The organism is Sphaerisporangium sp. NPDC051017, assembly GCF_040683095.1.
In the GTDB taxonomy this organism is placed as follows: domain Bacteria; phylum Actinomycetota; class Actinomycetes; order Streptosporangiales; family Streptosporangiaceae; genus Sphaerisporangium.
On sequence record NZ_JBFBCI010000058.1, the window covers coordinates 25,290 to 47,683 of the forward strand.

Sequence of the window (22,394 nt, forward strand, 5' to 3'; positions counted from 1 at the left end):
GATTCACCCCCTGTGGAATCGCAGCGCTCTCGGCTACCGTGCATATGTGCCCCCCGAGACAGTCGAGGTCCGCCGGAGTGCACGACGACGGCGAACCGTTTCCGCATATCGCGATGGCGACAAGACCATCGTGCTTCTGCCTGCCGGTCTGAGCAGCACGGATGAAGAGCAATGGGTGCGCCGGATGCTCGACCGGCTCGCCGCCAAAGAGCAGCGCAGGCGCCCGAGCGACGACGACCTGCTCGAACGGGCCCGTGAGCTCGCCATTCGCTACCTGGACGCGAAGGCTTTACCGGCCAGTGTGCGCTGGGCCGAGAACCAACGGCACCGATGGGGTTCGTGTACTCCCGATCATGGCACGATCCGTCTCTCGACGCGACTCCGGGGTATGCCGGCGTGGGTGGTCGATTATGTGATCATGCATGAGCTGGTGCACCTGATCGTCCCGAGCCACGGCCCGCGCTTCTGGGCCCTGGTCGAGCGCTACCCGAAGGCCGAGCGGGCACGCGGCTTCCTGGAAGGCTTCTCCATGGCCGCCAACGGGGCAGCGGAGGAATGTTGAGGCTCGCTGCCGTCCTGGTCACGCCGCGGATGGGCGAAGGGGCGCCCCCCGGGGTCGACGCCGGGGAGTTCTCGCTCGCCCTCGCCGAGGACACCTACGAGGTCGTCGCCGGGCTCGAACTCGTCCAGCCGGTGATCCTCGCCGCGGGCGTGGACGACGCGGAGGGCCTGCGCCACCTGGAGGACATCGCCTGGCCGGGAACCAAGGTGATGTCCGTCCCCGACCTCGCCGGAGCCTTCGCCGCGCTCCAGCCCTACGGCGAGGAGGCCGTCGTGATCAGCGCCGACGCGCCCGACCTGCCCCCGCTGCTCATCGGCAAGCTGTTCCGCGAGCTGGGCCGCGCCCCGCTCGCCGTCTGCCCGGCCGAGGGCGGCGGCGCCGTGGCCATCGCCGCCCGGCTGCCGTACCCCGAATGGGCGTCCGCGGGCCTGGACGATCCGGACGTGGTGGCCCGCCTGCGTGCCCAGGCCCCTGGGCGCCGCATGGTCGCCACCGGCCCCGGCTGGCACCGCCTGCGCGTTCCCGGCGACCTGGCCAGGCTCGACCCCGGCCTCGAAGGCTGGGAGAACACCCGCGCCCTGCTCAGCGGCCAACGGCTCTGAGCCGCAGCCCGGACGGTTCGGCCAAGGATGAGTCAGCGGGGAGCGGGCAGCGACAGTTCGGCGAGCACGGCCCGGTGGTCGGTGCCCGGCACGTCGTACACGCGGTAGGTCCGAATGCCGACCCGCCGGTCGGCGAGTACGTGGTCGATCGTGATCAGCGGCGGGAGGCGCCTGTTGGCCGGCCACGTCGGCGTCAGCCCGCCGCCCGTCGCGTCGCCCGCGTCCCGGTACCCCCGCGCGACCAGCTTGCGCATCTCGGCGTGGTCGAGGCTCGCGTTGAAGTCCCCGGCCAGGATGCGGAACGGCCCGGCCGCAGGGCCCGGCGGCAGCGCCCGCAGCCCCTCCGTCCACTGCGTCACCTGACGCCCCAGCGGCGGCAGGGTGTGCACGTCCACGATCTCCAGCGTCGGCCCTCCGGGCAGGCTCAGCCGCGCCGCCGGCATGTTGTGCCCGATGACCTGGAACAACCCGTCGAGCCTGGTGAGCGGATGAGGCGAGAAGATGCCGCTGCCCGCCGCGCTCCATTCGTCCTCCAGCACGCGGAACGGCATCAGCGCCTTCAGCCCGGCCGCGTCCAGCTCGGCGACGGCCTCCGGGGTCAGCTCCTGGGTGTTGAGCACGTCGGGACGGTGGCGGCGTACCAGGTCGACCACGGCGGCGGCGTCGCCGTGCCCGAAGAAGAGGTTCACCGTCAGCACCGTGAAGGGCCGCCCGGGCGCGGAGGAGGAGTCCCCGAACGCCCGGGGCAGGACGCCGAGGCCGAGCGCGGCGCTCGTCGCGATCGCCACCGCCGTCACCGCCCTGCGCCTGGAAAGCAGCGAGAGCAGGAGCGGCAGCAGCGAGCCCGCCGCCGCGTACGGGGTGGCCGTCATGATCTGCGCGGGGAACGATCCGCGCTCCAGCCCGGCCATGCGCCACACCGCCCAGGCGGCGAACGGTGTCACCGCCGCCCAGGCCAGCGCGCCGGGCACGCGCCTGCGGAGCCATCGCCCGCGGGACGGGGTGACGATGACGCCACCCACCGGTGTCTCGGTCGTGGTGTCCACCAATCCCCCGGGAATCGCCTCGATGCCTTCGGACCCTGTCCAGGACCCGGCCGAGCCCTATGCGGTGACCCTATCCAGCGGACGTATGAATCGCGTGAAGACGCCACCGCGACATGAGAACGGTTTCCTCCGGCCCCGCCGCGTGGACCGCCGGGACGTCCGGGGACCCGGGGGCGGGCTCAGGAGGGCCCGGTGAGCGGCCGGTCCACCAGCAACGCGCGCGCCCGCCGGGCCAGCCGCCGGGTCGCCTCGTCGGTCGGCTCGGGGATGTCGTCCACCGGGACCCACCGCATGTCCAGCGACTCCTGACTGATCACGAACTCGGCCCCGGGTGGCGCGACGGCCCCGTACTCGATGTCCAGGTGCCAGCTGTGCGGAGGGTGGCACCACACGCGGTGGCGGTCCAGCGCCAGCGGCCCCGGCAGCAGCCTCAGCCCCGGGATGCCGGACTCCTCGACGGCCTCCCGCAGCGCGGCGCCCTCCAGCGAGGCGTCCGACACCTCGCAGTGCCCGCCCATCGGCAACCACATCCCGGCCTTCGGGTGCAACGTCAGCAGCACGCGGGCGCCGTCGTGCGACAGCACCGCCGTGGTCGCCGTGAGGTGCCCCGGCGCGCACGAACGCCACATCGCGTCCTCGTGCGCGTCGACGTGCTCCAGGAACTCCTTCCTGAGCACCTCCTCACCGGGGGTGGGCGCGGTCCATCGCGCCAGCGCGGCCCGCGCGTCCTCGCGTAGCGTCATTCCTCGCCGGGCGCCTTGGGCCCGGGCTCGCCGTCGTCCGGCTTGGGCTCCTCGAAGTCCGACAGGTCGAACTTCGTCTCGCCCCTGACGAACGCCTGCGGGTCGTCGAGATCGTCGGCCGTCGGCATCAGGTCCGGGTGGGCCCACACCGCGTCGCGGCCCTCCACCCCGCGCTCGGCGGCGATGGCCTGCCAGAGCTTGGCGGCCTCCCGCAGCCTGCGCGGGCGCAGCTCCAGCCCGACCAGGGTGGCGAAGGTGCGCTCGGCGGGGCCTCCGGTCGCGCGGCGTCGGCGCATCGTCTCCGACAGGGCGGCCACGGACGGCAGCTTGCCCTCGGCGGCGGCGTCCGTCACCGTGCCGACCCAGCCCTCCACCAGGGCCAACAGGGTCTCCAGACGCGACAGCGCGGCCTTCTGCCGTTCGGTCTCCTCGGGCTTGAGCAGCGCGCCCCCGCTCAGCGCCTCCTGGATCTGCTCCAGGTTGTTCATGTCCAGCCCGCGGATCTGCTCCTCCAGGGCGGAGGTGTCCACGGTGATGCCCTTGGCGTACTCTTCGACGGCGCCGAAGAGCTGGGTGCGCAGCCACGGGACGTGCTGGAACAGCCGGTGGTGCGCCGCCTCCCGCAGCGCCAGGTAGAGACGGATCTCCTCCGAGGGGATCTCCAGCCCGTGGCTGAACGCGGCGATGCCGCCCGGCAGCAGCGCGGCGGTGTCCGACAGCGGCAGCCCGATGTCGGAGGACCCGATCACCTCGGGCGCGAGCGCGCCGAGAGCCTGGCCCATCTGGCTGCCGACCATCATGCCGCCCATCTGGCGCATCATGCCCATCAGCGGGCCGAGCTGGGCCGCCATCGCCTGCGCCTCGGCGCCCCCGCCGAGGCCGCCGAGGGTGCCTCCCATGGTCTCGACCATGCGGGCCGCGATCGGGTCGCAGAGCCGCTTCCAGACCGGCACGGTCTTCTCGATCCACTCCGAGCGGCTCCACGCCTCGGGCGAGGTCAGGCCGCTCGGCAGCTCGGTCACCTCGTTCAGCCAGAGGTCGGCCAGGCGCAGCGCCTCGACGATCTGGCGCCGCTCGCCTTCCATCACGCTCGGATCGCCTTCCGCCACCACCGCGTGCCGGGCGATGTTCTTCGCCATCTCCCAGTTGACGGGCCCCGAGCCCTGTGGGGCGGAGAGCATGTCGGCGAACTGCCGCATGGCGGCCGCCATCTGCTCCGGGTCTCCGAACATCGCGAAGGGATTCTCATTGGGGTCGTTTTCGCGACCTGGCAGGTCAGTCACCGCTCTACCTCGTGCAGGATGGAGGAGTCCACATCCGCCACGTTATCCGTCGCAGGGCGGATCAGTGCAAAGTGAGGACCTCGTGCCTACCTCGAAACGCCTACGACCCCCGGTCGTCGCCGTCACCGGCGCGGCCTCAGGACTGGGCAGGGAGTTCCTCTCCCGGGTCGCCTCGTCTGCGGATTTCCGCCGCGTGGTGGCGATTGACGACCAGCGGGGCGACGTCCCGGACGTCACGTGGCGGGTGCTCGACGTCCGCGATCCGCTCTTGGCGAACCGCATCTCGGACGTCGACGTCCTGGTGCATCTCGCCACCGACTACGGCCTCGACTCCGACGCGGGCGAGCGCCGCGCGTACAACCTCCGGGCCGCCCAGACGGTGCTGACCGCCTCGGCCGCCGCGCGTGTCCGACGGGTCGTCCTCGTGACGAGCGCGATGGTGTACGGCGCCGCGCCGGACAACCCCGTCCCGCTGCCCGAGGACGCCCCGGTCGCCGCCGAACCGGACTCGGGCGTCGTCGGCGACCACCTGGAGATCGAGGCGCTCGTACGGCGCTGCCTGCGCAGCCACCCCGGCCTGGAGGTCACCGTCCTGCGGCCCGCCGCCGTGGTGGGGCCGGGCGTCGACACCGTGGTCACCCGCCACTTCGAGGCGCCGCGCCTGCTCACCGTGAAGGGGTCGGCGCCCCGCTGGCAGTTCTGCCACGTGGACGATCTGGTCTCGGCGCTGGAGCTGGCCGCGCTCGGCCAGGTCACGGGCGTGGTGACCGTCGGCAGCGACGGGTGGCTGGAAATGGAGCAGGTCGAGGAGCTGTCCGGCCTGCGGCGTTTCGAGCTGCCCGCCGGGCTGACCTTCGGCACCGCCCAGCGCCTGCACCGCCTCGGCATCACCCCCGCGCCCGCGACCGACCTGCACTACGTCGTCTACCCGTGGGTGGTCGACTGCGCCTCGCTGCGCGCCGCGGGCTGGAAGCCGGCCTGGACCAACGAGGCGGCCCTGCACCAGCTCCTGAAGCTGAGCGCGGGGAGGCACGCGGTCGTCGGGCGGCGCCTGTCCGGCAAGGAGGCCACGATCACCGCCGCCGGTGCCACCGTCGCCGTGATCGGCACCGCCGCCATCGTCGCCGGTGTCCGCCGCAAGCGCCGCTCCTGAGCCTTCACGTGAGCCACGTCCGCCCCGCGCGGGCCGGTGTAGATCATCGGCCGCTGCGGGGCTCCGGGGTAGGCTCGTCGCGTGAAGGTCATCCGGTTGCTGGGCATACGTGAGACACCGCTGTCCGTGGACGAGGTGCTGGCCGCCGTGGGCGACCACACCGCGGGCGGCACGACGCTGTTCGTGGGCACCGTGCGCGACCACGACCACGGCAGGCCCGTCAGTCTGCTGTCCTACTCCGCGCACCCCACCGCCGAGGACGCGATGCGCCGCGTCGCCGAGAAGGTCGCCGCCGACCACTCGCTGACGGCGCTCGCCGTCGTCCACAGGGTGGGCGATCTCCGGCTCGGCGACATCGCGGTGATCGTCGCCGTGGCGGCCCCTCATCGGGGCGAGGCGTTCGAGGCCTCGCGCCGCCTCATCGACGACGTCAAGTCCGAGGTCCCGATCTGGAAGCACCAGGTGTTCGCCGACGGCTCGGCCGAGTGGGTCGGGTCATGCGACTGACCTGCGTGCACCCGAACCGCCTGTAGGGGGCCGGGACCGGCGCCGTGTCCGGCCGTTTCGACCCGCCCGCGGCGTCCCGAAGCCTGCGATGACCTGGATGTCCTATGTGTGTCCGCGTAAGCGCGGTCGTGGCGAGCGCATAGAGTTTCCACCATGTCCCGACGAGGTCTGACGTTGACGGTGGCGGGTGTGCTCACGCTGCTGCTGGGCGGCGCGGGGGCGCTGTTGCCCGTGCCCTACGTCGCGCTGAGCCCCGGCCCCACCGAGAACACCCTCGGAGACGTCAAGGGCAAACCCGTCATCACGATCACGGGGCACCAGACCTACCCGACCTCCGGCAAGCTCAGCCTGGTGACCGTCGCCTACCAGGGCGGCCCCGGCGCGCGCATCGACCTGCTCACCGCTCTGCGCGGCTGGATGGACCCGAACATCGCGGTCGTGCCCGAAGAGACGATCTTTCCCAAGACCGTGTCGGTGAAAGAGGTCGAGCAGCAGAACACCCAGGAGATGAGCAGCTCCCAGCAGGACGCCACCGCCGCCGCGCTCAACGAGCTCAAGATCCCCATCAAGGTCATCGTCGCCGTAGGCTCCACCCAGAAGGGCAAGCCCGCCGAGGGCAAGCTCCTGCCGGGCGACGAGATCGCCACGGTGGACGGCGCGCCCGTCCGCACCATCGACGATGTCTCGGCGGGGGTCCACAAGCACAAGGTCGGCCAGGAGGTCGAGTTCGGCGTCGTCCGGGGCGGTAAGCCCATGAAGGTCCGGGTGGGCACGGTCGCCGGCAAGGACGGCCCCATCGTCGGCATGATCATGGGGACGCAGTTCAAGTTCCCGTTCACCGTCAACGTCAACGTGGGCGACGTCGGCGGCCCCAGCGCCGGCCTGATGTTCTCGCTCGGCATCTACGACAAGCTCACCCCCGGCGAGCTCACCGGGGGCAAGTCGATCGCGGGCACCGGCACGATCACCCCGGACGGCAAGGTCGGCCCCATCGGCGGCATCCAGCAGAAAATGATCGGCGCGCGCGACGCCGGGGCCACGATCTTCCTGACCCCCGCGGACAATTGCGGCGACGCCGTCGAGTCCGTCCCGAAGGGGTTGCGCCTCGTGAAGGTGAGCACCATGCACGAGGCCGTCCAGGCGATCGACACGCTGCGCACGGGTTCGGGACAAGTGCCGGGCTGCCCGGTCCGTTGAGCCCGTCTCACCGATCGCTCCCGACCCGGCCGCGCGCGGGGAACCCGCCGCGCCGCCGGGGCGTTGGGCCACATGTACGCGCGCGTCGCATCCGGTGTGCGCGCGCGTGCACCAAGGCTTTTCCGGGCTCCCACCGGCCACGGCCGGGCCGCTTGCCGTGGCCAGACCGTGCTCAGGGCTCGGAGCGTGACCACGCCGCTACCGGTGTAGGTTGCCAGACACGGACCGTTACTCGTGAAACCTAGGGGTGGGCCTTGACCTTCCGGAACCCCGGCGCGGGTCGGGCGATGCGATTGCCCCGCCGGCCGCGGCTTCTCATTCCGGTCGCGATCACCTTGATCGCGATCGTCATCTTGTTCTTCGTCTTCGCCGGCTTCTTCACCGACTGGCTGTGGTTCGACTCCGTCGGGTACACCTCGGTCTTCTCCACGATGGTCGTCACGCAGCTGCTGCTGTTCCTGATCGGCGCGCTGCTGATGACCGGCATCGTCGGCGGCAACATGATCATCGCCTACCGCTCCCGTCCGCTGTTCGGCATGGGCATGTTCGGCGGCGGCCAGACCCAGGGCGCCGACCGCTACCGCGCCGCGCTCGACCCCCACCGCAAGCTGATCTTCATCGCGGGTATGGCGGTCCTCGCCCTGTTCACCGGCTCCTCGACGGCCGGGCAGTGGCGCACGTGGCTGCTCTTCCTGAACGGGACGCCGTTCCACGTGATCGACCCCGAGTTCAAGTACGACGTCTCGTTCTTCATGTTCACCTACCCGTTCATCCGGGTGGTGCTGAACTTCCTGTTCACCGCGGTGATCATCTCGATCATCGTCGCGGCGATCGTCCACTACCTGTACGGCGGCTTCCGTCTGCAGTCGCCCGGCCTGCACGCCACCCGCGCAGCCCGCGTCCACCTGTCGGTCCTCGTCGGGCTGTTCGTGCTGCTCAAGGCCGTGGCCTACTGGGTCGACCGCTTCGGGCTGGTGTTCTCCGACCGGGGCAAGACCTTCGGAGCCTCCTACACCGACGTCAACGCAGTCCTCCCCGCCAAGACCATCCTGGCGATCATCGCGCTGATCTGCGCCGCGCTCTTCTTCGCGGGCATCTTCAGGCCGGGCGGCATGCTCCCCGGAGTGGGGTTCGGCCTGCTCGTGCTCTCGGCCGTCCTGGTCGGCGGCGTCTACCCGGCGCTGGTCGAGCAGTTCCAGGTCAAGCCCAACCAGCAGAGCAAAGAGAACGAGTACATCGACCGCAACATCAGGGCGACGAGAGACGCCTACGGCGTCGCGTCCGCCGAGGTGACCCCCTACAGCGCCAAGACCCAGGGCACCCAGCAGGAGCTGCAGAGCGAGGTCGCCACCATCCCCGGCGTGCGCCTGCTCGACCCCACGGTCCTGGCGCCCACCTTCGAGCAGCTCCAGCAGATCAAGGGCTACTACCAGTTCCCCGAGCAGCTCGACGTCGACCGGTACACCATCGACGGCGTGTCCCGTGACACCGTCGTCGCGGTGCGCGAGATCGGCAGCGCCCCGGACGGCAACTGGATCAACAACCACCTCGTCTACACCCACGGCTTCGGGTTCGTCGCCGGCCAGGGCAGCAAGATCGACTCCCAGGGCAAGCCGGACTTCATGGTCAAGGACATCCCGCCCACCAACGGCCTCGGCCCGTTCCAGCCGCGCATCTACTTCGGCGAGCACTCTCCCGAGTACTCGATCGTCGGCGGCGACAAGAAGATCGAGCTCGACTTCCCCGAGCAGAGCACCAACGGGCAGGGCAGCGGCCAGGAGAACACCACCTACACCGGCAAGGGCGGCGTCCCGATCGGCAACTTCTTCACCCGCCTGCTCTACGCCGGCAAGTACAGCGAGACCAACCTGCTGCTGTCCTCGGACATCAACAGCAAGTCCCGCATCCTGTACAACCGCGAGCCGCGCCAGCGCGTCCAGCAGGTCGCCCCGTTCCTCACGCTCGACGGCGACCCGTACCCCGCGATCGTCAACCAGCGCATCGTGTGGATCGTCGACGGCTACACCATGTCGGAGGACTACCCGTACTCCGAGCGGCGCAGCTTCGGCGAGATGACCCGCGACACCTCCACCGACCGGCTCCTGACGGCGCAGCAGCCCCGCGACCACATCAACTACATCCGCAACTCGGTCAAGGCGACCGTGGACGCCTACGACGGCACCGTCTCGCTGTACGCCTGGGACGACAAGGACCCGCTGCTGCAGACCTGGCAGAAGGCCTTCCCCGGCGTCATCAAGGCGAAGTCGGAGATCAAGCCCGAGCTCATGGAGCACCTGCGCTACCCCGAAGACCTGTTCAAGGTGCAGCGCGACATCCTCGGCAACTACCACGTCACCGACGCCAACGCGTTCTACGGCCAGCAGGACTTCTGGAAGGTGCCGGAGGACCCGGCGAGTTCCAAGACCAAGCAGCCGCCGTACTACGTGACGATGAAGATGCCGAGCGAGACGAACCCGCGCTTCTCGCTCACGACCACGATGGTGCCGAACAAACGCGACAACCTGGCGGCGTTCATGTCGGTGGACGCGACGGGTGCCGCGGGCACGAAGATCCAGATTCTGCAGCTCCCGAGCGACACCACGATCCCGGGTCCCAAACAGGCGCAGAACGTCTTCGACACGAAGGCCGCCAACGTCCTCAACGAGCTGCGGATCGGCGGCACCACCGAAACGATCAACGGCAACCTGCTGACGCTGCCGTTCGGCGGCGGCCTGCTGTACGTCCAGCCGGTGTACGTCCAGCCGAAGGTCCAGAATTCCGCGCGGTACCCGACGCTGTCCCGCGTGCTCGTCATGTTCGGCTCCGACGTCGGCATCGGATTCACGCTGAAGGACGCGCTGGACCAGGTGTTCGGGCAGGGAACGCAGCTACCCGCCAACCCGACCAACCCGACCACGCCGCTCACGCCCGACCAGCCGTCCACCGGGGCCACCACCGACCTCACGAAGGCCTACGACGACGCCCAGAAGGCCTACGACGACGGCCAGACGGCGATCAAGAACGGCGACTTCGCGGGCTATGGTGCGGCCCAGAAGCGGCTGGAGCAGGCGCTGAAGGACCTGCAGGCCGCGCTGGGCAAGCAGCAGAAGCCCGGCCCGTCCCCGTCCGCCACGCCGTCGCCGACGCCCACCCCGGCGTCGTCCGCCGCCGCGGCGAACGGCGCGACGCCCACGCCGACACCGACGCCCGGCTCATAGCCCTGGCGCGGGGCCGGCGGCACGCCCACCGGCCCCGCAGCCCATGGGACGCGGGCCGCCGCGATTTGCCAGTGCTCTTCCCGGCCGATAGTCTCTGTTGTGCAAGCCGACGCGGGGTGGAGCAGCTCGGTAGCTCGCTGGGCTCATAACCCAGAGGTCGCAGGTTCAAATCCTGCCCCCGCTACTGAGAAATACCAGGTCAGAGGCCCGATCTCCGGAAACGGAGATCGGGCCTCTGACATTTGTCCGTCATTTGTCCGTGGGACAAGACGTCACCCCCTGGCACAACTAGGGCATTGGCCCCCTGCCCTCGACACCCTCTTCCGTGTTGCCGGCCTGCTAGGAAGGGGCGTGTGAGGATTCGCCGTCCGTCCTCGGTCTGGCGCACGCGCAGGTTCGGGACCGACGGTGGAGATCACCCGTTCGGGGACGGTGCGCCGGCGCCCGTCGCGGCCATCGGAGTCTTCGGCCCATTCCACCGCCGATCTCGCTCGCCTGGTGCGGGTGGTCACGCGCGGGTTGAAGAGGTCGCAGTACGGCCGGGTGTGCTGGATGGCTGCCTGGCCGCGACCGGGCCGACCTTCACGCTTTCTGCGATACGCGCACCCGACAACATGAATTGATCCACAAGTAGGTGCGGCGAGGCTCGTTGATCCTTAAGTAGGTGCGGCGAGGCTCGCTTCTCTGGGCATCGGACGGCCTGCCATAGAATCCGGACGGCCGGGTCCCAACGTGGGTGGTCCGGCCCCAATGGCAGGTGAAGGGTTTCCTTGTGCGTGGCCAAAGCAGATTGAACTACCACGCGTGGCCAAGGGCGTGAAATCATTCGGCTCACGATTTACCCGAGAGATGAGGTGGAAGCATGAGGTTTCGTTTGGCATCCGCGGCGCCTTTCGTGGCCGTGTTTGCTGCATTTTCAGTCCTGGCGTCTGCCTGCTCGGGCGGCGACATCGCCGAGAGAGATAGTGCGAAGCGCTTGCGAGTCGGAATGGTGGGGGTTGACCTCTCCAGCATCGATCCTGCGCGAGGATTTGCCCTTTCTGTGAACTCGTACATTCAGGAGTTCCTGATGAGGTTGAGTCCCGCTGGAAAGGTAGAACCTAATCTCGCTGAATCTGTCGACCGGCCGGATTCGACGACATACGTCTACAACCTCCGTCGAGGCGTCAAGTTCTCGGATGGCGCTGAGTTGACTTCGGAGGACGTCGTAAATTCGCTGGATTACGCGCGTGACGCCAAGTTCCCGGATTCGGCGAAATACTCCATGGTGAAGAGCGTGGCCGCGCGGGACAAGTACACCGTTGTGGTCACTCTCAAGGAGCCCAACGCCAGCTGGGAGTACACCTCCGCAACCGCGGGTTACATATTCCAGAAGAAGCACCAGGGCGAGCACAGGGCGGACTTCGGGAAGCCGGGCGTGGGCGTGATCGGCACTGGCCCCTACGTGCTGACGAGCCTTGATCCCACGCGCGGTGCCGAGTTCTCGGCGAATCCGCACTACTGGGGAGGTAGCGTGTCGATTCCCAAGGTCTCCATGGTGATCTTCTCCGACGAAACCAGCGAAGCGCTCGCATTCCGAGCGGGGGGCATTGATGTTGCCTTCCCTGCTGATTCTCGCGCGTTCGAGTCGACTGCCAGCACGAAGCTCGTGACGGTACCTGGAACTAAGCAAGGTCTGTTTACGATGAACGTGCAGGTTGCCCCGTGGAACGATGTGCACGTTCGCCGAGCCGTCGCATACGCGCTCAACCGCGAGGAGATCATCAATGTCGCCGGCGGCGGCGCGACGCCGGATTACACGGCCATCCCGCCCGCACAGTTGGAATCGATCGCATCCAAATCGGATGTCGCCGGCCTGGTCGCGTCCATTCCCGTCTACGCCTTTGACCTCGAGAAGGCCAAGAAGGAACTGGCGCAGTCGGGATATCCTAACGGCTTCAGTGCGACGCTGGAGACCTACAAGTACGGGAACTTCGTTTCCACGTCCCAGGCGATCGCGGGCCAGCTTTCGAAGATCGGAATCGAACTGAAGGTCAAGGTCGACTCCGTGGCAGAGTACTCCAAGACGTTCTCCCAGCCGCACGCCAATGTCCCGATCCAATACACCTACTTCAATAACAACACACCGGATCCGGGCGCGATGCCGCAGCAGGCGCTGCACAGTGACTCAGCCGCGATCGGATTGAACAACTTCTCCGACTATAAGAACCCGACGGTCGACGAGCTCATCGACCGCGCAGCCGGCACGACTGAGCCCCACGAGCGCTTCTCGATCTATTCGCAGATACTCAAGATCGTTGCTGAAGACGTGCCGTTCGTGCCGCTCTATGCGGCGGACAACCACCTGGCCACTTCCGGCGACTTCACCTGGCCAACGTTCAACACCTACTCGACGGACCACACGCCGTACATCCTAGAGATCAAGGCCAAGTAGCCAGGCACCTACCGTGGAGTCGCCGTCGGAGGATCGCGACGCAGGGATTGGCGTGGCGGAGGCTTCGTACCGGGGGAAGTTCTCCGGGAGAAGATTCACGACCGCACCAAGCGCCGCTACGCGGGCATGAACTCGAATCAGAGAACGCTTTCTTGAAACAGGCGGCCTACTTTGCGAAGGAGCAGCGGTGAGTGAGAAGCTCATCGAAGCTGCCGCCCGCCCCCTGCGTCTGGCAGAGCCGGCGATAGCAACCGCCGTGCGTTGTAGAACCCCGATGCGCCCGTCCAAGCCGAGTAGCTGGTGGCCGGGCGGGCGCTCAGTGGCGCGGTGACGTGCTCGGAGGGCAGGGCGATGTTCTGCTCGACCGCGGCGGCGAGCGTCTTGCCGGTCACGGCCTGGACGTCTTTGCCTCATGCGCCGTGGGCGTGCACGAACTCCCGATAAGAGCGTGGCGGTAAGGACGACTCGCCCCACCCGGAATTTGAGTGAGTAGGACTTGAGATGAGTGATGCATTCTGGACGGGGGCGCTCCCGGCCGCAAGGGCCCTTGAGTGGTCATCCGAGAAAGAGTTGTACATCGAAATGCGGGACGGAGTCCGTCTGTCCACTGATGTGCATATCCCGAAGGACCTCGACGGCCCGTTTCCGACGGTTCTCGTGAGAACCCCCTACGACAAGGACGTGGGTGAGGGCATCGTCCGCATCAGGTGGGTCGATTACTTTCTCCGTCAGGGATATGCCGTGGTCGTGCAGAACGAGCGTGGCCACTTTTTCTCGGAAGGGTCCTTTGACGACTATCTCGAAGGCGCCGGCACAGACGGCTACGATACGGTCGAATGGATCGTCCGTCAGGACTGGTCGAATGGCAAGGTGGGCACGATCGGTTGCTCGAGCTCGGCGGAGCATCAGTGGCCGATGGCGGCCGGTAATCATCCTGCGCACGCGGCCATGATCCCGGGTGCTTCCGGCACCGCAGTGGGGGACGTCGACGGGAACGAGACGCGGGGGGCGTTTTACCGCGGAGGCATTCCGATGTTGTCGCTCTGGATGATGTGGTACGGGAGGCTGGCAGTCACAGAGCGTCCGGTGCTACCGCGGTCGTCGACACAGGAAGAGCGTCTTCGGCTGCGCAACTTCTTCTCGATGTCGATGCGGCGAGGTTTTGCGCCGGACACCGCGGAGAAGTTGAAGCACCTCCCGAGTCAAGATGTTCTGCGGCAGTCGGGCGGACCGAGGGCGCCGTTCGACAAGTACATAACCTGGACGCCTGCAGACGAGCGCTGGCGAGATGTCGAACACATCGGTGCTGGAGACAGGCCGCGTGTACCCGCCCTCCACGTCAATACCTGGCACGACGTGGGTGTGGGCGAGATGACGCGCCTCTTCAAGTACCTTCAGGAACTGGAGACGCCCGACCAGTATCTCATCATCGGGCCAGGCCCACACTGCTTGATCTGGCAGGACCCGCCCTACGTCATGACCAAGGCAGACGCAAAGGAGTTGATGGGCGGACTTTCCGCAATCGAGATTCAGAACATGCCCGCGCCTGATCTGGCGAGGCTTCGGTTCGGTGACCTGGAGGCGGGAGACGCACGGTACCGAGGTGTCGACCATGGATATCCCAAGCTATTTCTAGCTTGGTTCGAGCGCTGGTTGAAGGGTGCGGACAACGACACCTCGCGCATGCCGAGGGTTCAGTTGTACGTCATGAACCGGGGCTGGGTCTTTGATGAGCGATGGCCTCTCAGGGGCGTGACACCGACGGACTACTACCTCGTGCCCGACCCGAGCGCCCGGCTCCGAAACGAGGCCGGGATGCTTTCGAGCGAAGTCCCTGTCGGGGAATCGGCCGACACATACGTCTATAATCCGTTGGATCCCACACCGAGCCTCGGCGGCGGCTGCTGTTCTTTCGCCGCCGCAATCGACCAGCGCCCGGTGTCGGCGCGGCGCGACGTGCTCGTCTACAGTACTCCTCCACTTGAGGAGGCCGTGTCCGTTGTCGGTCCCATCGAGGTGAAGCTCTTCGTATCGTCTTCCGCTCGGGACACCGACTTCATTGTCAGGCTAGTTGACGTCTACCCGGACGGGAAGGCGATCAACCTTGCCGATGACGGCTTTCGCATGCGATACCGCGATGGGTTCGACAGGAAGAGCCTCATGGAGGACGGCGAGATTTATGAGATCTCGCTGACGAATATGGTCACGGGCAACCGCTTCTTGCCAGGGCACCGGATCAGGATCGAGATTTCGTCCAGCAGCTTTCCGAATTATGAGAGAAATCTCAACACAGGTGGAAATAATTTCGACGAGACGGACCCCGTCGTTGCGGAGAACACCATCCACTACGGGTTACTGCATCCGGCGCGGATCACCCTTCCGATCCTGCCCGAATAGCAAACGCGACGCTTTCGACCAGCGCTGGTCCTGCTCCATACGCCCAACGGCGCGCGTCCTCGCACCTGTCGTCATCGGCTTCACTACTGGAGGCGAGATGAGTATCGATCGCCATTGCCGAGCGAGCGGCGGCCACCACGTGATCCGACGCAGTTCAGGGCGGGGGAAGAACCCCGTCGTCGCGGGATGTCCCTTGCCGCCGGATCCCCATTGTCCAAGGCCGAACCGGCCTGCCGCCGAAGGTGCTCCACGATGAATGAGCGACGCGTTACAGGGGAAGGGCTGGCCGAGCACTCGGTCAGCCTTGCGAACGGGCGAACCATCCGCTACGTGACGGGAGGGAACACCGGCCCTCTCGTTCTGCTTGAAAGCGGGCTGGGTAACACGGCAGGTACGTGGGTGACCGTGCAGCGGCACCTCTCCTCCACCTGCCGCACCATCTCCTACGACCGGGCCGGGCTTGGCGGCAGCGACCCGGCTGACGGGCCACGATCTCTCGATCAAATGGCCACGGACATCGTGGCCTTGCTCGACGCATTGGGCGTGGACGAGCCCGTGGTGTTGGTAGGCCACAGTTGGGGAGGTCCACTCGTTCGGCTGTTCGCTGAGCGATGGCCGCTACGAGCGCGGGCGCTCATGCTGGTCGATCCGACGATCACTCCTGTACGCAAGTGGCTGCGCGTTGTCCCTTGGCTGTACTTCCGGCTCCACTGGATGGTCAGGTTGGGTGGCCGCGAGCGCCTCCTTCGGACATATCGAACCGGACGTTGGTCGCAGGAGATGTCAGCCCGAGATCTCGACGTGGCGCTGCTCGACCACATGACGTCTGCGAACCTACGAACCAGTCGCAGGGAGATCCGAGAACAGCGTGGAGCGATGCCGCTGCTCGCCACCTTGGAGTCGACGCCAAGTCCAGTGCCGATACGTTTCCTCGTCGGCACGGACAGGCCGGAGCCGCTGCGCACCATCATGCCGGAGGAATGCGCGCGCATCGCCTCGCGTAGTCCTATGGGAAGCACGGTCCTCGTCGAGGACGCAGGACACTCGATCCCCCAGGAGCGCCCGGTCCGCATGGCCACAGAGATCGCGCGATTCGCCATGGGGTTGCCGAACTGAAGAATTCACGCCTGGCGAAGTGCCGACGAGTACTGCTCTTCCGTGGTCGGCTGGCCGGCCAGGCGATGAGGGGGGCATCGGTCCTGGTAGCAGCCTTGGTGGATACGGTGGCGCTCGCGGTCGAAGCGCCGGTGATCCTCAGCCCGGGCTGCCGCCTCCCACCGAGCCGGCTCCTCCCGCAACAAGCCTGGCTCCGATCGATCTCAACCCGCCGATCGCGGCTGTCTTCCTTGAAGCCCCGAGGCGACAAAGCGCATGTGTCGTTCGACGAGCCGCATCAACTCCCTCATGGCCGGCGAGACGCGTGAACCACGCCGGGTGATCAGTGCGAACGTGTCGTACATGCGGGGGTTGAAGGAGCATGTGCTCAGATTGCTCGGAAAGGCGACCGACTGGGTGATGGCCTGCGGAACGTAGGTGTTGCCGAGCCCGCGAGCCACAAGCTGCAGTGCGGTTTCGAGATGTTCGACCTCGATTCGCCCTTCGATTCTCAAGCCCAACGCCTGTGCTCTCTCCCCGAGCTGACGCCGTGTGGGATCCTCCAGCGCATACTGCGTTTCGTAGAGGACGATCGGTGTGCCGACGAAGTCTTCGACGGACACTGGTTGGCGGGTTCTCGTCGCGTCGGCGCTGACGAAGAACACCTCGTCCCTGGCAATCGGGCGGACGTCCAGGCCGGTGTCGTTGATGGGCAGCACGACTAGTGCCGCCTCCACACCACCACTGCGGACCTCGTCGGCAGTGACCGACGAGTTGCGACCTCGCAGTCTCAACTGGACCGCAGGGAACCGGGTCGCGAACTCGTTGATCAGATCCGCGAACCTGTAGTGCGCAGGGGCGCCGAAGGTGCCAAAGGTAATCGTTCCGCTCCGCAAGCTCCTCAGGTCGGCGACGCTCTCCTCAGCCTCGTCGCTGGCTGCGATCACTCGCCTCGCGTGTACGGCGAATTCGGCACCGGCATCGGTAAGCCGGAGCCCGCGTCCAAGGCGGACGAAAAGCTCGACACCTAGGTATCGCTCAAGTTGACGAATCTGTTCGGCAACCGCCGGCTGAGTGACGTGCATATGGGCAGCGACTGCGGTGAAGGACCCGAGATCGACAGCGCGGAGGAAGTAACGGAGTTGGCGTAGAGTCAAAAGATCTCCTTTCGCCTTACCAAGGAGATGAAGGCTAGCACTTCATCATGGCTCGTGGAACACTCGACTGGTCGTGGGAAGACGACGCAGATAGACGAGCGGCTCCGTGCGGGACCGCAAGGGTGGAGATGAAGCGTGGCTCTTGATGGCGTGGTGGTTGCCGGCAGTCACAATGCTGCAATCGGGCTCCAGGAGGCGTGGCGAATCCTGGCGGCAGGGGGAACCGCCCTCGACGCTGTCGAGGCGGCGACCAGGGTGGTCGAGGACAACGAAGCGGACCATTCGGTCGGATACGCGGGCTACCCCAACCTGCTTGGCGAGGTCGAGCTCGACGCATCGATCATGGATGGAGCCCGTCGGAGGGTCGGTGCTGTGGGAGCGTTGAAGGGATATCGGCATCCCATCACCGTCGCCCGCGCGATCATGGACCATCTGCCGCACACATTCCTGGTAGGCGAGGGCGCCGCCCGGTTCGCTGCGGACATGGGCATGTCGACTGAGGATCTGCTCACCGATGAGACACGACGAATCTGGCGCGACGGAATCGAGGGCAACTTCCCCGGCCGTCTCGAGTTGTTCCGAGAGCCCCTTGCTCGCCTGACCGCGCTGGCTGCGGACCCCATGCACGTGGCCGGGACGGTGAACGTGGTCGCGCGGGATTCGCATGGACACCTCGCCGTGGCGGTCAGTACCAGCGGCTGGGCGTGGAAGCATCCTGGACGCGTCGGCGACTCGCCGGTCGTCGGCGCAGGGATCTACGCCGACGACCGGTACGGAGCCGTCGGATGCACGGGCCTGGGAGAACTCTCGATGAGGGGTGGCCTCGCGCGGGACCTGATTGCCAGACTTTCCTGCGGTCAGGATTTGGCCGCTGCCGGGCGTGCTTCTCTCGACGACCTGGCGCAGATCGCCTCGGATTTCGCGAACTCCGCGGTAATGAACGTTGTCGCTCTCGACCGCGATGGCGACACCGCCGCCTTCAGCACGACTCCTGACGCACACTACGTCGTGATGCGCCAGGGGTACTCGATGCCAGAGGCGCTTGCGAGCATCCATGTCGAATGGCCGGGAATCGGTGACAGCTCGGTCGTGGGCGCTGCAGCCGGATCCGCAGGGGCAATGGGCGCCATGGACAGCGCCGAGGGGGCGCGTAGGTCGTGGGCCTGAGCGGAATCGCCTATTTCATTGCCCGGCGAGTCCTGACGCTCGTTGTGATGCTCTTCGTCATCTCTGTGCTGATCTTTTCGTTGCTCTACCTGGCCCCGGGCAATGCGGTCGACATTCTTCTCGGGGCGCGGCCGCGGACGCCTGAAACCGTCAAACTTCTGACTGAGCAGTATCACCTGGACGAACCGTTCCTGGCGCAGTACTGGATTTGGCTCAAGGGCGCACTCCACTTCGACTTCGGTGAGTCCATCCAGACCACCTTGCCGGTCGCGCACCAGATCAAGGAACGGCTCCCTACCTCCCTCCTTCTCGCCGCTTATGCCTTCGTGCTGGAGATGTCCTTCGGCCTGCTTTTCGGAATCCTGGCGGCCCGCAAGCGGCGAACCGGAGTCGACCGGGGCATCGTCGCGATCTCTGTGGTGGGTGTGAGCACGCCGGCATTCGTCAGTGGAGTGCTCATGCTCTTCGCGTTCGCCGTACAACTGCGGTGGTTTCCCGCGTTCGGCGCCGGAGAAGGGTTCATGGACGAGGTGTGGCACCTGACGCTGCCGGCCATATCGCTTGCGATCGTGGGCACGGCATACATCGTGAAGCACACGCGTGCCGCCGTCATATCCGTCCTCGATCAGGACTACGTGACATTTGCTCGGGCCCGCGGGCTCTCATCGGTCAGTGTGATGCTGGGGTACATCCTTCGAAACTCCCTCATTTCGGTGCTCGGCTTGAGCGCGATGATCCTGTCCTTCCTCGTCGTCGGCGCGGTTATAGTCGAAACGACCTTCTCCATCTCCGGCATCGGGCAGCTTCTGGTCCAAGCGGCAACGAGTCAAGATCTACCGATGATTCAAGGAGTAGGGATTCTTGTGGCGGCGATCGTGATGATCGCGAACTTGGCGGCCGACCTCGCCTATCTCGCGTTCGACCCGCGCATCCGACTCAGGAGCGCCAAGTGACGGATCTCGTCGCAACCCAGGGCCAGGCTCGTCGTCGGCGTCTCGGGTCCAAGCTCGACTTCTCCCGCTGGCTGTCCTGGGCATGCTTTGCGTTTTTGGGCCTGGTCGTTGTCCTTGCGCTCTTCGGCCCCTTGATCGCGCCGCGGGATCCGTACGCGCAGGACCTGGCGCTCGGCCTGGTCAAGCCAAGTTCCGAACACTGGCTAGGTACCGACGACCTCGGGCGCGATGTCTTCTCCCGGGTGATCGCGGGTACAAGGACGGCCGTCGTCGGGCCGGTGGTCATCGCGCTTGGTTCCATGGCCATCGGAAATGTGCTCGGGGTACTCGCCGGCTACCGCGGCGGCAGACTCGACTCGACCATCATGCGCTGGGCAGACCTGATGTTCTCCTTGCCCAGCATGCTGGTGATCGTGGTGGTCGCGGGCACCTTCGGTGGTGGCTATTGGCTCTCAGTCGGGCTGCTCATCGCCCTCACCGCACCCTTCGACGCAAGAATCATCCGTGGAGCAACCATCGAGCAGGCGCCGCGCCCATACGTCGAGGCGGCCAAGTCCGTCGGCCTTTCCGACACCAGAATCATGGCGATGCACGTCTGGCCCAACGTCTCGCCGATCGCAGTTGCGAACACGTGCCTGGTGTTCGCGAGTTCGCTGGTATCGCTCGCCGGACTCTCGTTCCTGGGTCTGGGAGTGTCCGCCGGGACTCCGGACTGGGGTCTCATGGTCAGCGAGGGACGCAGCCTGCTCTTCACCAACCCGGTGGCCGTCCTAGCGCCGGCAACCATGATCGTCCTAACGGCCACGGCTATGAATCTCGCCGGTGATTGGGTATACGACCGGCTTTCCGCGCAAGGAGCGATCCGGTGAGTCAGCCCCTTTCCACGCAGTCCGGGGCCATTCGCGGAACCTCCGGCGGACTGAACGTACAGAAGTTGAGAATCGAGCGGGTGGGACCGCATGGCGCCCACACCATCGTCTCCGAGATCAGCCTGAAGGTCGAGCCCGGCGAGACGGTCGGAATCGTCGGCGAGTCCGGCAGCGGCAAGTCGATGACGGCGAAGGCGATCACGGGGCTCCTGCCACCGGCATTCGTGGCATCCGGACAGGCCATCTACAACGGTCGCGACCTGCTGGCACTGCGTGAGAGAGAGTGGCAGTCGGTCAGGGGGCGCGAGATCGGTCTCGTGATGCAGAACCCGTTCACCATGCTGAATCCGGTAGTCCGTTGCGGCAAGATCATCGAGCAGTCGCTCCGCCGCGACGTCCGGAAGAGGATGAACCGGCGGGAGCGACGCTCCGAGGCGATCCGGCGCTTGGCGGAGGTCGGCATCGACGACGAATCCGTAGTCGACAGGTATCCGTTCCAACTGTCAGGCGGGATGCGACAGCGCGTGGGCATCGCGGCCGCCCTGGCAAGGGAACCCCAGATCCTCATCGCTGACGAGCCATCGACCGCCTTGGACGTCACAACGCAGCGAGAGATTCTCGCCCTCATCAAGAGCCTGCAGGTGGCGCGGGGTATGGGACTGATTCTCATCACCCACGATCTGAGAATCGCGTTCTCGATGTGCGACCAGGTCAACGTCCTCTACGCCGGCTCCCTCGTCGAGGCCGGCCCGGCGGCCGATCTGGAGGCAGAGCCCCTTCACCCGTACACCCACGGATTGCTCCTGTCCGAGCCGCCGGCGGACCGCCGAGTGGCCGAACTGGTCGCCATACCGGGCTCGGTCCCGACGCCGGACTCGGTTGCCGGTTCGTGCACTTTCGCACCTAGATGCGGTTGGGTTCGCCCAGAGTGCACCAGCGGCACGCCCCCGCTACGTATCGTCGGAGACGGACGCATGTCGGGCTGTGTACGTATCGAGGAGATACGACCGGAGCTGGCAGCGCATCGAGCGCGCGCTGGGGGAACCGCCGTTCCAACCGGGTCGCCGGGCCGCGTGAACACCCTGATCACGGTCAATGACGTCCGCAAGATCTTCCAAAGTGGTGGGCGAGACGTCGCGGCGCTCCGGTCTGTCTCGATTCATGTCGGCGAGGGCGAAGGCGTCGGACTCGTTGGAGAGTCGGGGTCTGGGAAGTCCACGCTCGGGCGAATCATCGCCGGTCTCGAGCGGCTATCAAGCGGTTCGATCGAGATCGCCGGAATCGACGCCAGCGATCGCTCAAAGCTCAGCCGCAAGGATCAGAGATCGCTGAGGAGTTCGGTTCAGATGATCTTCCAGGATCCTTATTCGTCGCTGAACCCGATGCGCACGATCGGTTCGACCCTCCAAGAGACGATCAGCGCTCACGATCCGTCAGCGAAGAACGTGGAACGCCTGGTCGCTGAGCTGCTGCTCTCGGTCGGACTGGACCCCGAGCATGCACAGCGCAAGCCCGCGGCGTTGTCCGGCGGACAGCATCAGCGGGTCGCGATCGCCCGTGCACTTGCCGTGAAGCCACGCGTGCTCATCTGCGACGAGCCCGTTGCGGCCCTCGACGTTTCCGTCCAGGCGCAGATTTTGAACCTGTTCTCCTCATTGCGCGACGAGCGCGGGATTGGGTATCTGTTCATCACCCACGACCTGTCCATCGTTCGACAGGTTGTGGAGCGTGCCTATGTGATGTGTCGCGGAAGCATTGTCGAGTCCGGACCGGTCGATGACGTGCTGGGTAGTCCAAAGGATCCGTACACGGTTCGTCTTCTCGAGTCGGTGCCGCGGTCGAGCGATGACTGGCTCAACTTGGGTCGGTCGTGATCGGGGCATCGCCCGACCACGGTCTTCGCGCATCCGCCCTAGGCAGCCGGAAGCCGGGCCTGGACTGACCCGGCGAGGGGGAGTGATACTCCGTCACGCTGGGACACCGAGGTCGTGCGCCGCCCGAGGCGGTTGCC

General features: G+C 66.6%; 18 protein-coding genes and 1 tRNA gene. 14 read left to right on the plus strand and 5 right to left on the minus strand.

The window, feature by feature from the left end; genetic code table 11:
- The first annotated feature begins 46 nt into the window (after nucleotides 1-46).
- The gene (locus tag AB0M95_RS32695; RefSeq protein ID WP_358519729.1) at nucleotides 47-562 is read left to right on the plus strand and encodes a M48 family metallopeptidase; all 516 of its coding nucleotides are present in this window, start codon (nucleotides 47-49) and stop codon (nucleotides 560-562) included.
- Nucleotides 556-1,164: a hypothetical protein gene (locus tag AB0M95_RS32700; RefSeq protein WP_363773013.1), complete on the plus strand. Its 609-nt coding sequence runs from the start codon at nucleotides 556-558 to the stop codon at nucleotides 1,162-1,164. The genes AB0M95_RS32695 and AB0M95_RS32700 overlap by 7 nt, the downstream gene beginning before the upstream one ends.
- Nucleotides 1,165-1,196: 32 nt before the next feature.
- Here the strand turns inward: AB0M95_RS32700 and AB0M95_RS32705 are convergent, their stop codons facing one another.
- The 3 genes from AB0M95_RS32705 to AB0M95_RS32715 form a co-directional block, all read right to left on the minus strand.
- The gene (locus AB0M95_RS32705; RefSeq protein ID WP_363773016.1) at nucleotides 1,197-2,210 is read right to left on the minus strand and encodes an endonuclease/exonuclease/phosphatase family protein; all 1,014 of its coding nucleotides are present in this window, start codon (nucleotides 2,208-2,210) and stop codon (nucleotides 1,197-1,199) included.
- A 179-nt stretch (nucleotides 2,211-2,389) separates the two neighbouring features.
- A complete protein-coding gene (locus tag AB0M95_RS32710) occupies nucleotides 2,390-2,953 on the minus strand; it encodes an NUDIX domain-containing protein (RefSeq protein WP_363773019.1) in 564 nt (187 codons plus the stop codon).
- The gene (locus AB0M95_RS32715; RefSeq protein ID WP_363773022.1) at nucleotides 2,950-4,185 is read right to left on the minus strand and encodes a zinc-dependent metalloprotease; all 1,236 of its coding nucleotides are present in this window, start codon (nucleotides 4,183-4,185) and stop codon (nucleotides 2,950-2,952) included. The genes AB0M95_RS32710 and AB0M95_RS32715 overlap by 4 nt, the downstream gene beginning before the upstream one ends.
- A gap of 133 nt (nucleotides 4,186-4,318) precedes the next feature.
- On the opposite strand from AB0M95_RS32715, the gene AB0M95_RS32720 reads away from it, so the two are divergent.
- The 6 genes from AB0M95_RS32720 to AB0M95_RS32745 all read left to right on the plus strand — a co-directional run bounded on the left by AB0M95_RS32720 (nucleotide 4,319) and on the right by AB0M95_RS32745 (nucleotide 12,745).
- Nucleotides 4,319-5,389, plus strand: a complete 1,071-nt coding sequence (locus tag AB0M95_RS32720; protein ID WP_363773025.1) for an NAD-dependent epimerase/dehydratase family protein — start codon at nucleotides 4,319-4,321, stop codon at nucleotides 5,387-5,389.
- Between the two features lie 81 nt (nucleotides 5,390-5,470).
- The gene (locus AB0M95_RS32725) at nucleotides 5,471-5,896 is read left to right on the plus strand and encodes a molybdenum cofactor biosynthesis protein MoaE (RefSeq protein WP_363773028.1); all 426 of its coding nucleotides are present in this window, start codon (nucleotides 5,471-5,473) and stop codon (nucleotides 5,894-5,896) included.
- A gap of 153 nt (nucleotides 5,897-6,049) precedes the next feature.
- Nucleotides 6,050-7,093, plus strand: a complete 1,044-nt coding sequence (locus tag AB0M95_RS32730; RefSeq protein ID WP_363773031.1) for a S16 family serine protease — start codon at nucleotides 6,050-6,052, stop codon at nucleotides 7,091-7,093.
- Between the two features lie 287 nt (nucleotides 7,094-7,380).
- A complete protein-coding gene (locus AB0M95_RS32735) occupies nucleotides 7,381-10,311 on the plus strand; it encodes a UPF0182 family protein (protein ID WP_363773034.1) in 2,931 nt (976 codons plus the stop codon).
- A 110-nt stretch (nucleotides 10,312-10,421) separates the two neighbouring features.
- A tRNA-Met gene (locus AB0M95_RS32740) sits at nucleotides 10,422-10,495 on the plus strand.
- Between the two features lie 678 nt (nucleotides 10,496-11,173).
- The gene (locus tag AB0M95_RS32745; protein ID WP_363773037.1) at nucleotides 11,174-12,745 is read left to right on the plus strand and encodes an ABC transporter substrate-binding protein; all 1,572 of its coding nucleotides are present in this window, start codon (nucleotides 11,174-11,176) and stop codon (nucleotides 12,743-12,745) included.
- A gap of 200 nt (nucleotides 12,746-12,945) precedes the next feature.
- Here the strand turns inward: AB0M95_RS32745 and AB0M95_RS32750 are convergent, their stop codons facing one another.
- A complete protein-coding gene (locus tag AB0M95_RS32750; RefSeq protein ID WP_363773040.1) occupies nucleotides 12,946-13,137 on the minus strand; it encodes a hypothetical protein in 192 nt (63 codons plus the stop codon).
- A gap of 109 nt (nucleotides 13,138-13,246) precedes the next feature.
- Between AB0M95_RS32750 and AB0M95_RS32755 the strand changes: the two genes are divergently transcribed.
- Entirely contained in the window at nucleotides 13,247-15,142 is a 1,896-nt protein-coding gene (locus AB0M95_RS32755; protein ID WP_363773043.1) for a CocE/NonD family hydrolase, read from the plus strand.
- Nucleotides 15,143-15,394: 252 nt separating this feature from the next.
- A complete protein-coding gene (locus tag AB0M95_RS32760) occupies nucleotides 15,395-16,258 on the plus strand; it encodes an alpha/beta hydrolase (protein ID WP_363773046.1) in 864 nt (287 codons plus the stop codon).
- A gap of 203 nt (nucleotides 16,259-16,461) precedes the next feature.
- Here the strand turns inward: AB0M95_RS32760 and AB0M95_RS32765 are convergent, their stop codons facing one another.
- Nucleotides 16,462-17,394: a LysR family transcriptional regulator gene (locus tag AB0M95_RS32765; protein ID WP_363773049.1), complete on the minus strand. Its 933-nt coding sequence runs from the start codon at nucleotides 17,392-17,394 to the stop codon at nucleotides 16,462-16,464.
- Nucleotides 17,395-17,529: 135 nt separating this feature from the next.
- Here AB0M95_RS32765 and AB0M95_RS32770 point away from each other — a divergent pair, with 135 nt between their 5' ends.
- From AB0M95_RS32770 to AB0M95_RS32785, 4 genes are read left to right on the plus strand one after another with little or no spacing between them, the layout of a single operon-like run.
- On the plus strand, nucleotides 17,530-18,561 hold the full coding sequence (locus AB0M95_RS32770) for a N(4)-(beta-N-acetylglucosaminyl)-L-asparaginase (protein ID WP_363773052.1): 1,032 nt from the start codon (nucleotides 17,530-17,532) through the stop codon (nucleotides 18,559-18,561).
- The gene (locus AB0M95_RS32775; protein WP_363773055.1) at nucleotides 18,552-19,514 is read left to right on the plus strand and encodes an ABC transporter permease; all 963 of its coding nucleotides are present in this window, start codon (nucleotides 18,552-18,554) and stop codon (nucleotides 19,512-19,514) included. The genes AB0M95_RS32770 and AB0M95_RS32775 overlap by 10 nt, the downstream gene beginning before the upstream one ends.
- The gene (locus AB0M95_RS32780) at nucleotides 19,511-20,383 is read left to right on the plus strand and encodes an ABC transporter permease (protein WP_363773058.1); all 873 of its coding nucleotides are present in this window, start codon (nucleotides 19,511-19,513) and stop codon (nucleotides 20,381-20,383) included. The genes AB0M95_RS32775 and AB0M95_RS32780 overlap by 4 nt, the downstream gene beginning before the upstream one ends.
- On the plus strand, nucleotides 20,380-22,257 hold the full coding sequence (locus AB0M95_RS32785) for an ABC transporter ATP-binding protein (RefSeq protein WP_363773061.1): 1,878 nt from the start codon (nucleotides 20,380-20,382) through the stop codon (nucleotides 22,255-22,257). Before AB0M95_RS32780 ends, AB0M95_RS32785 begins: the two co-directional genes overlap by 4 nt.
- The last annotated feature ends 137 nt before the right edge of the window (nucleotides 22,258-22,394 follow it).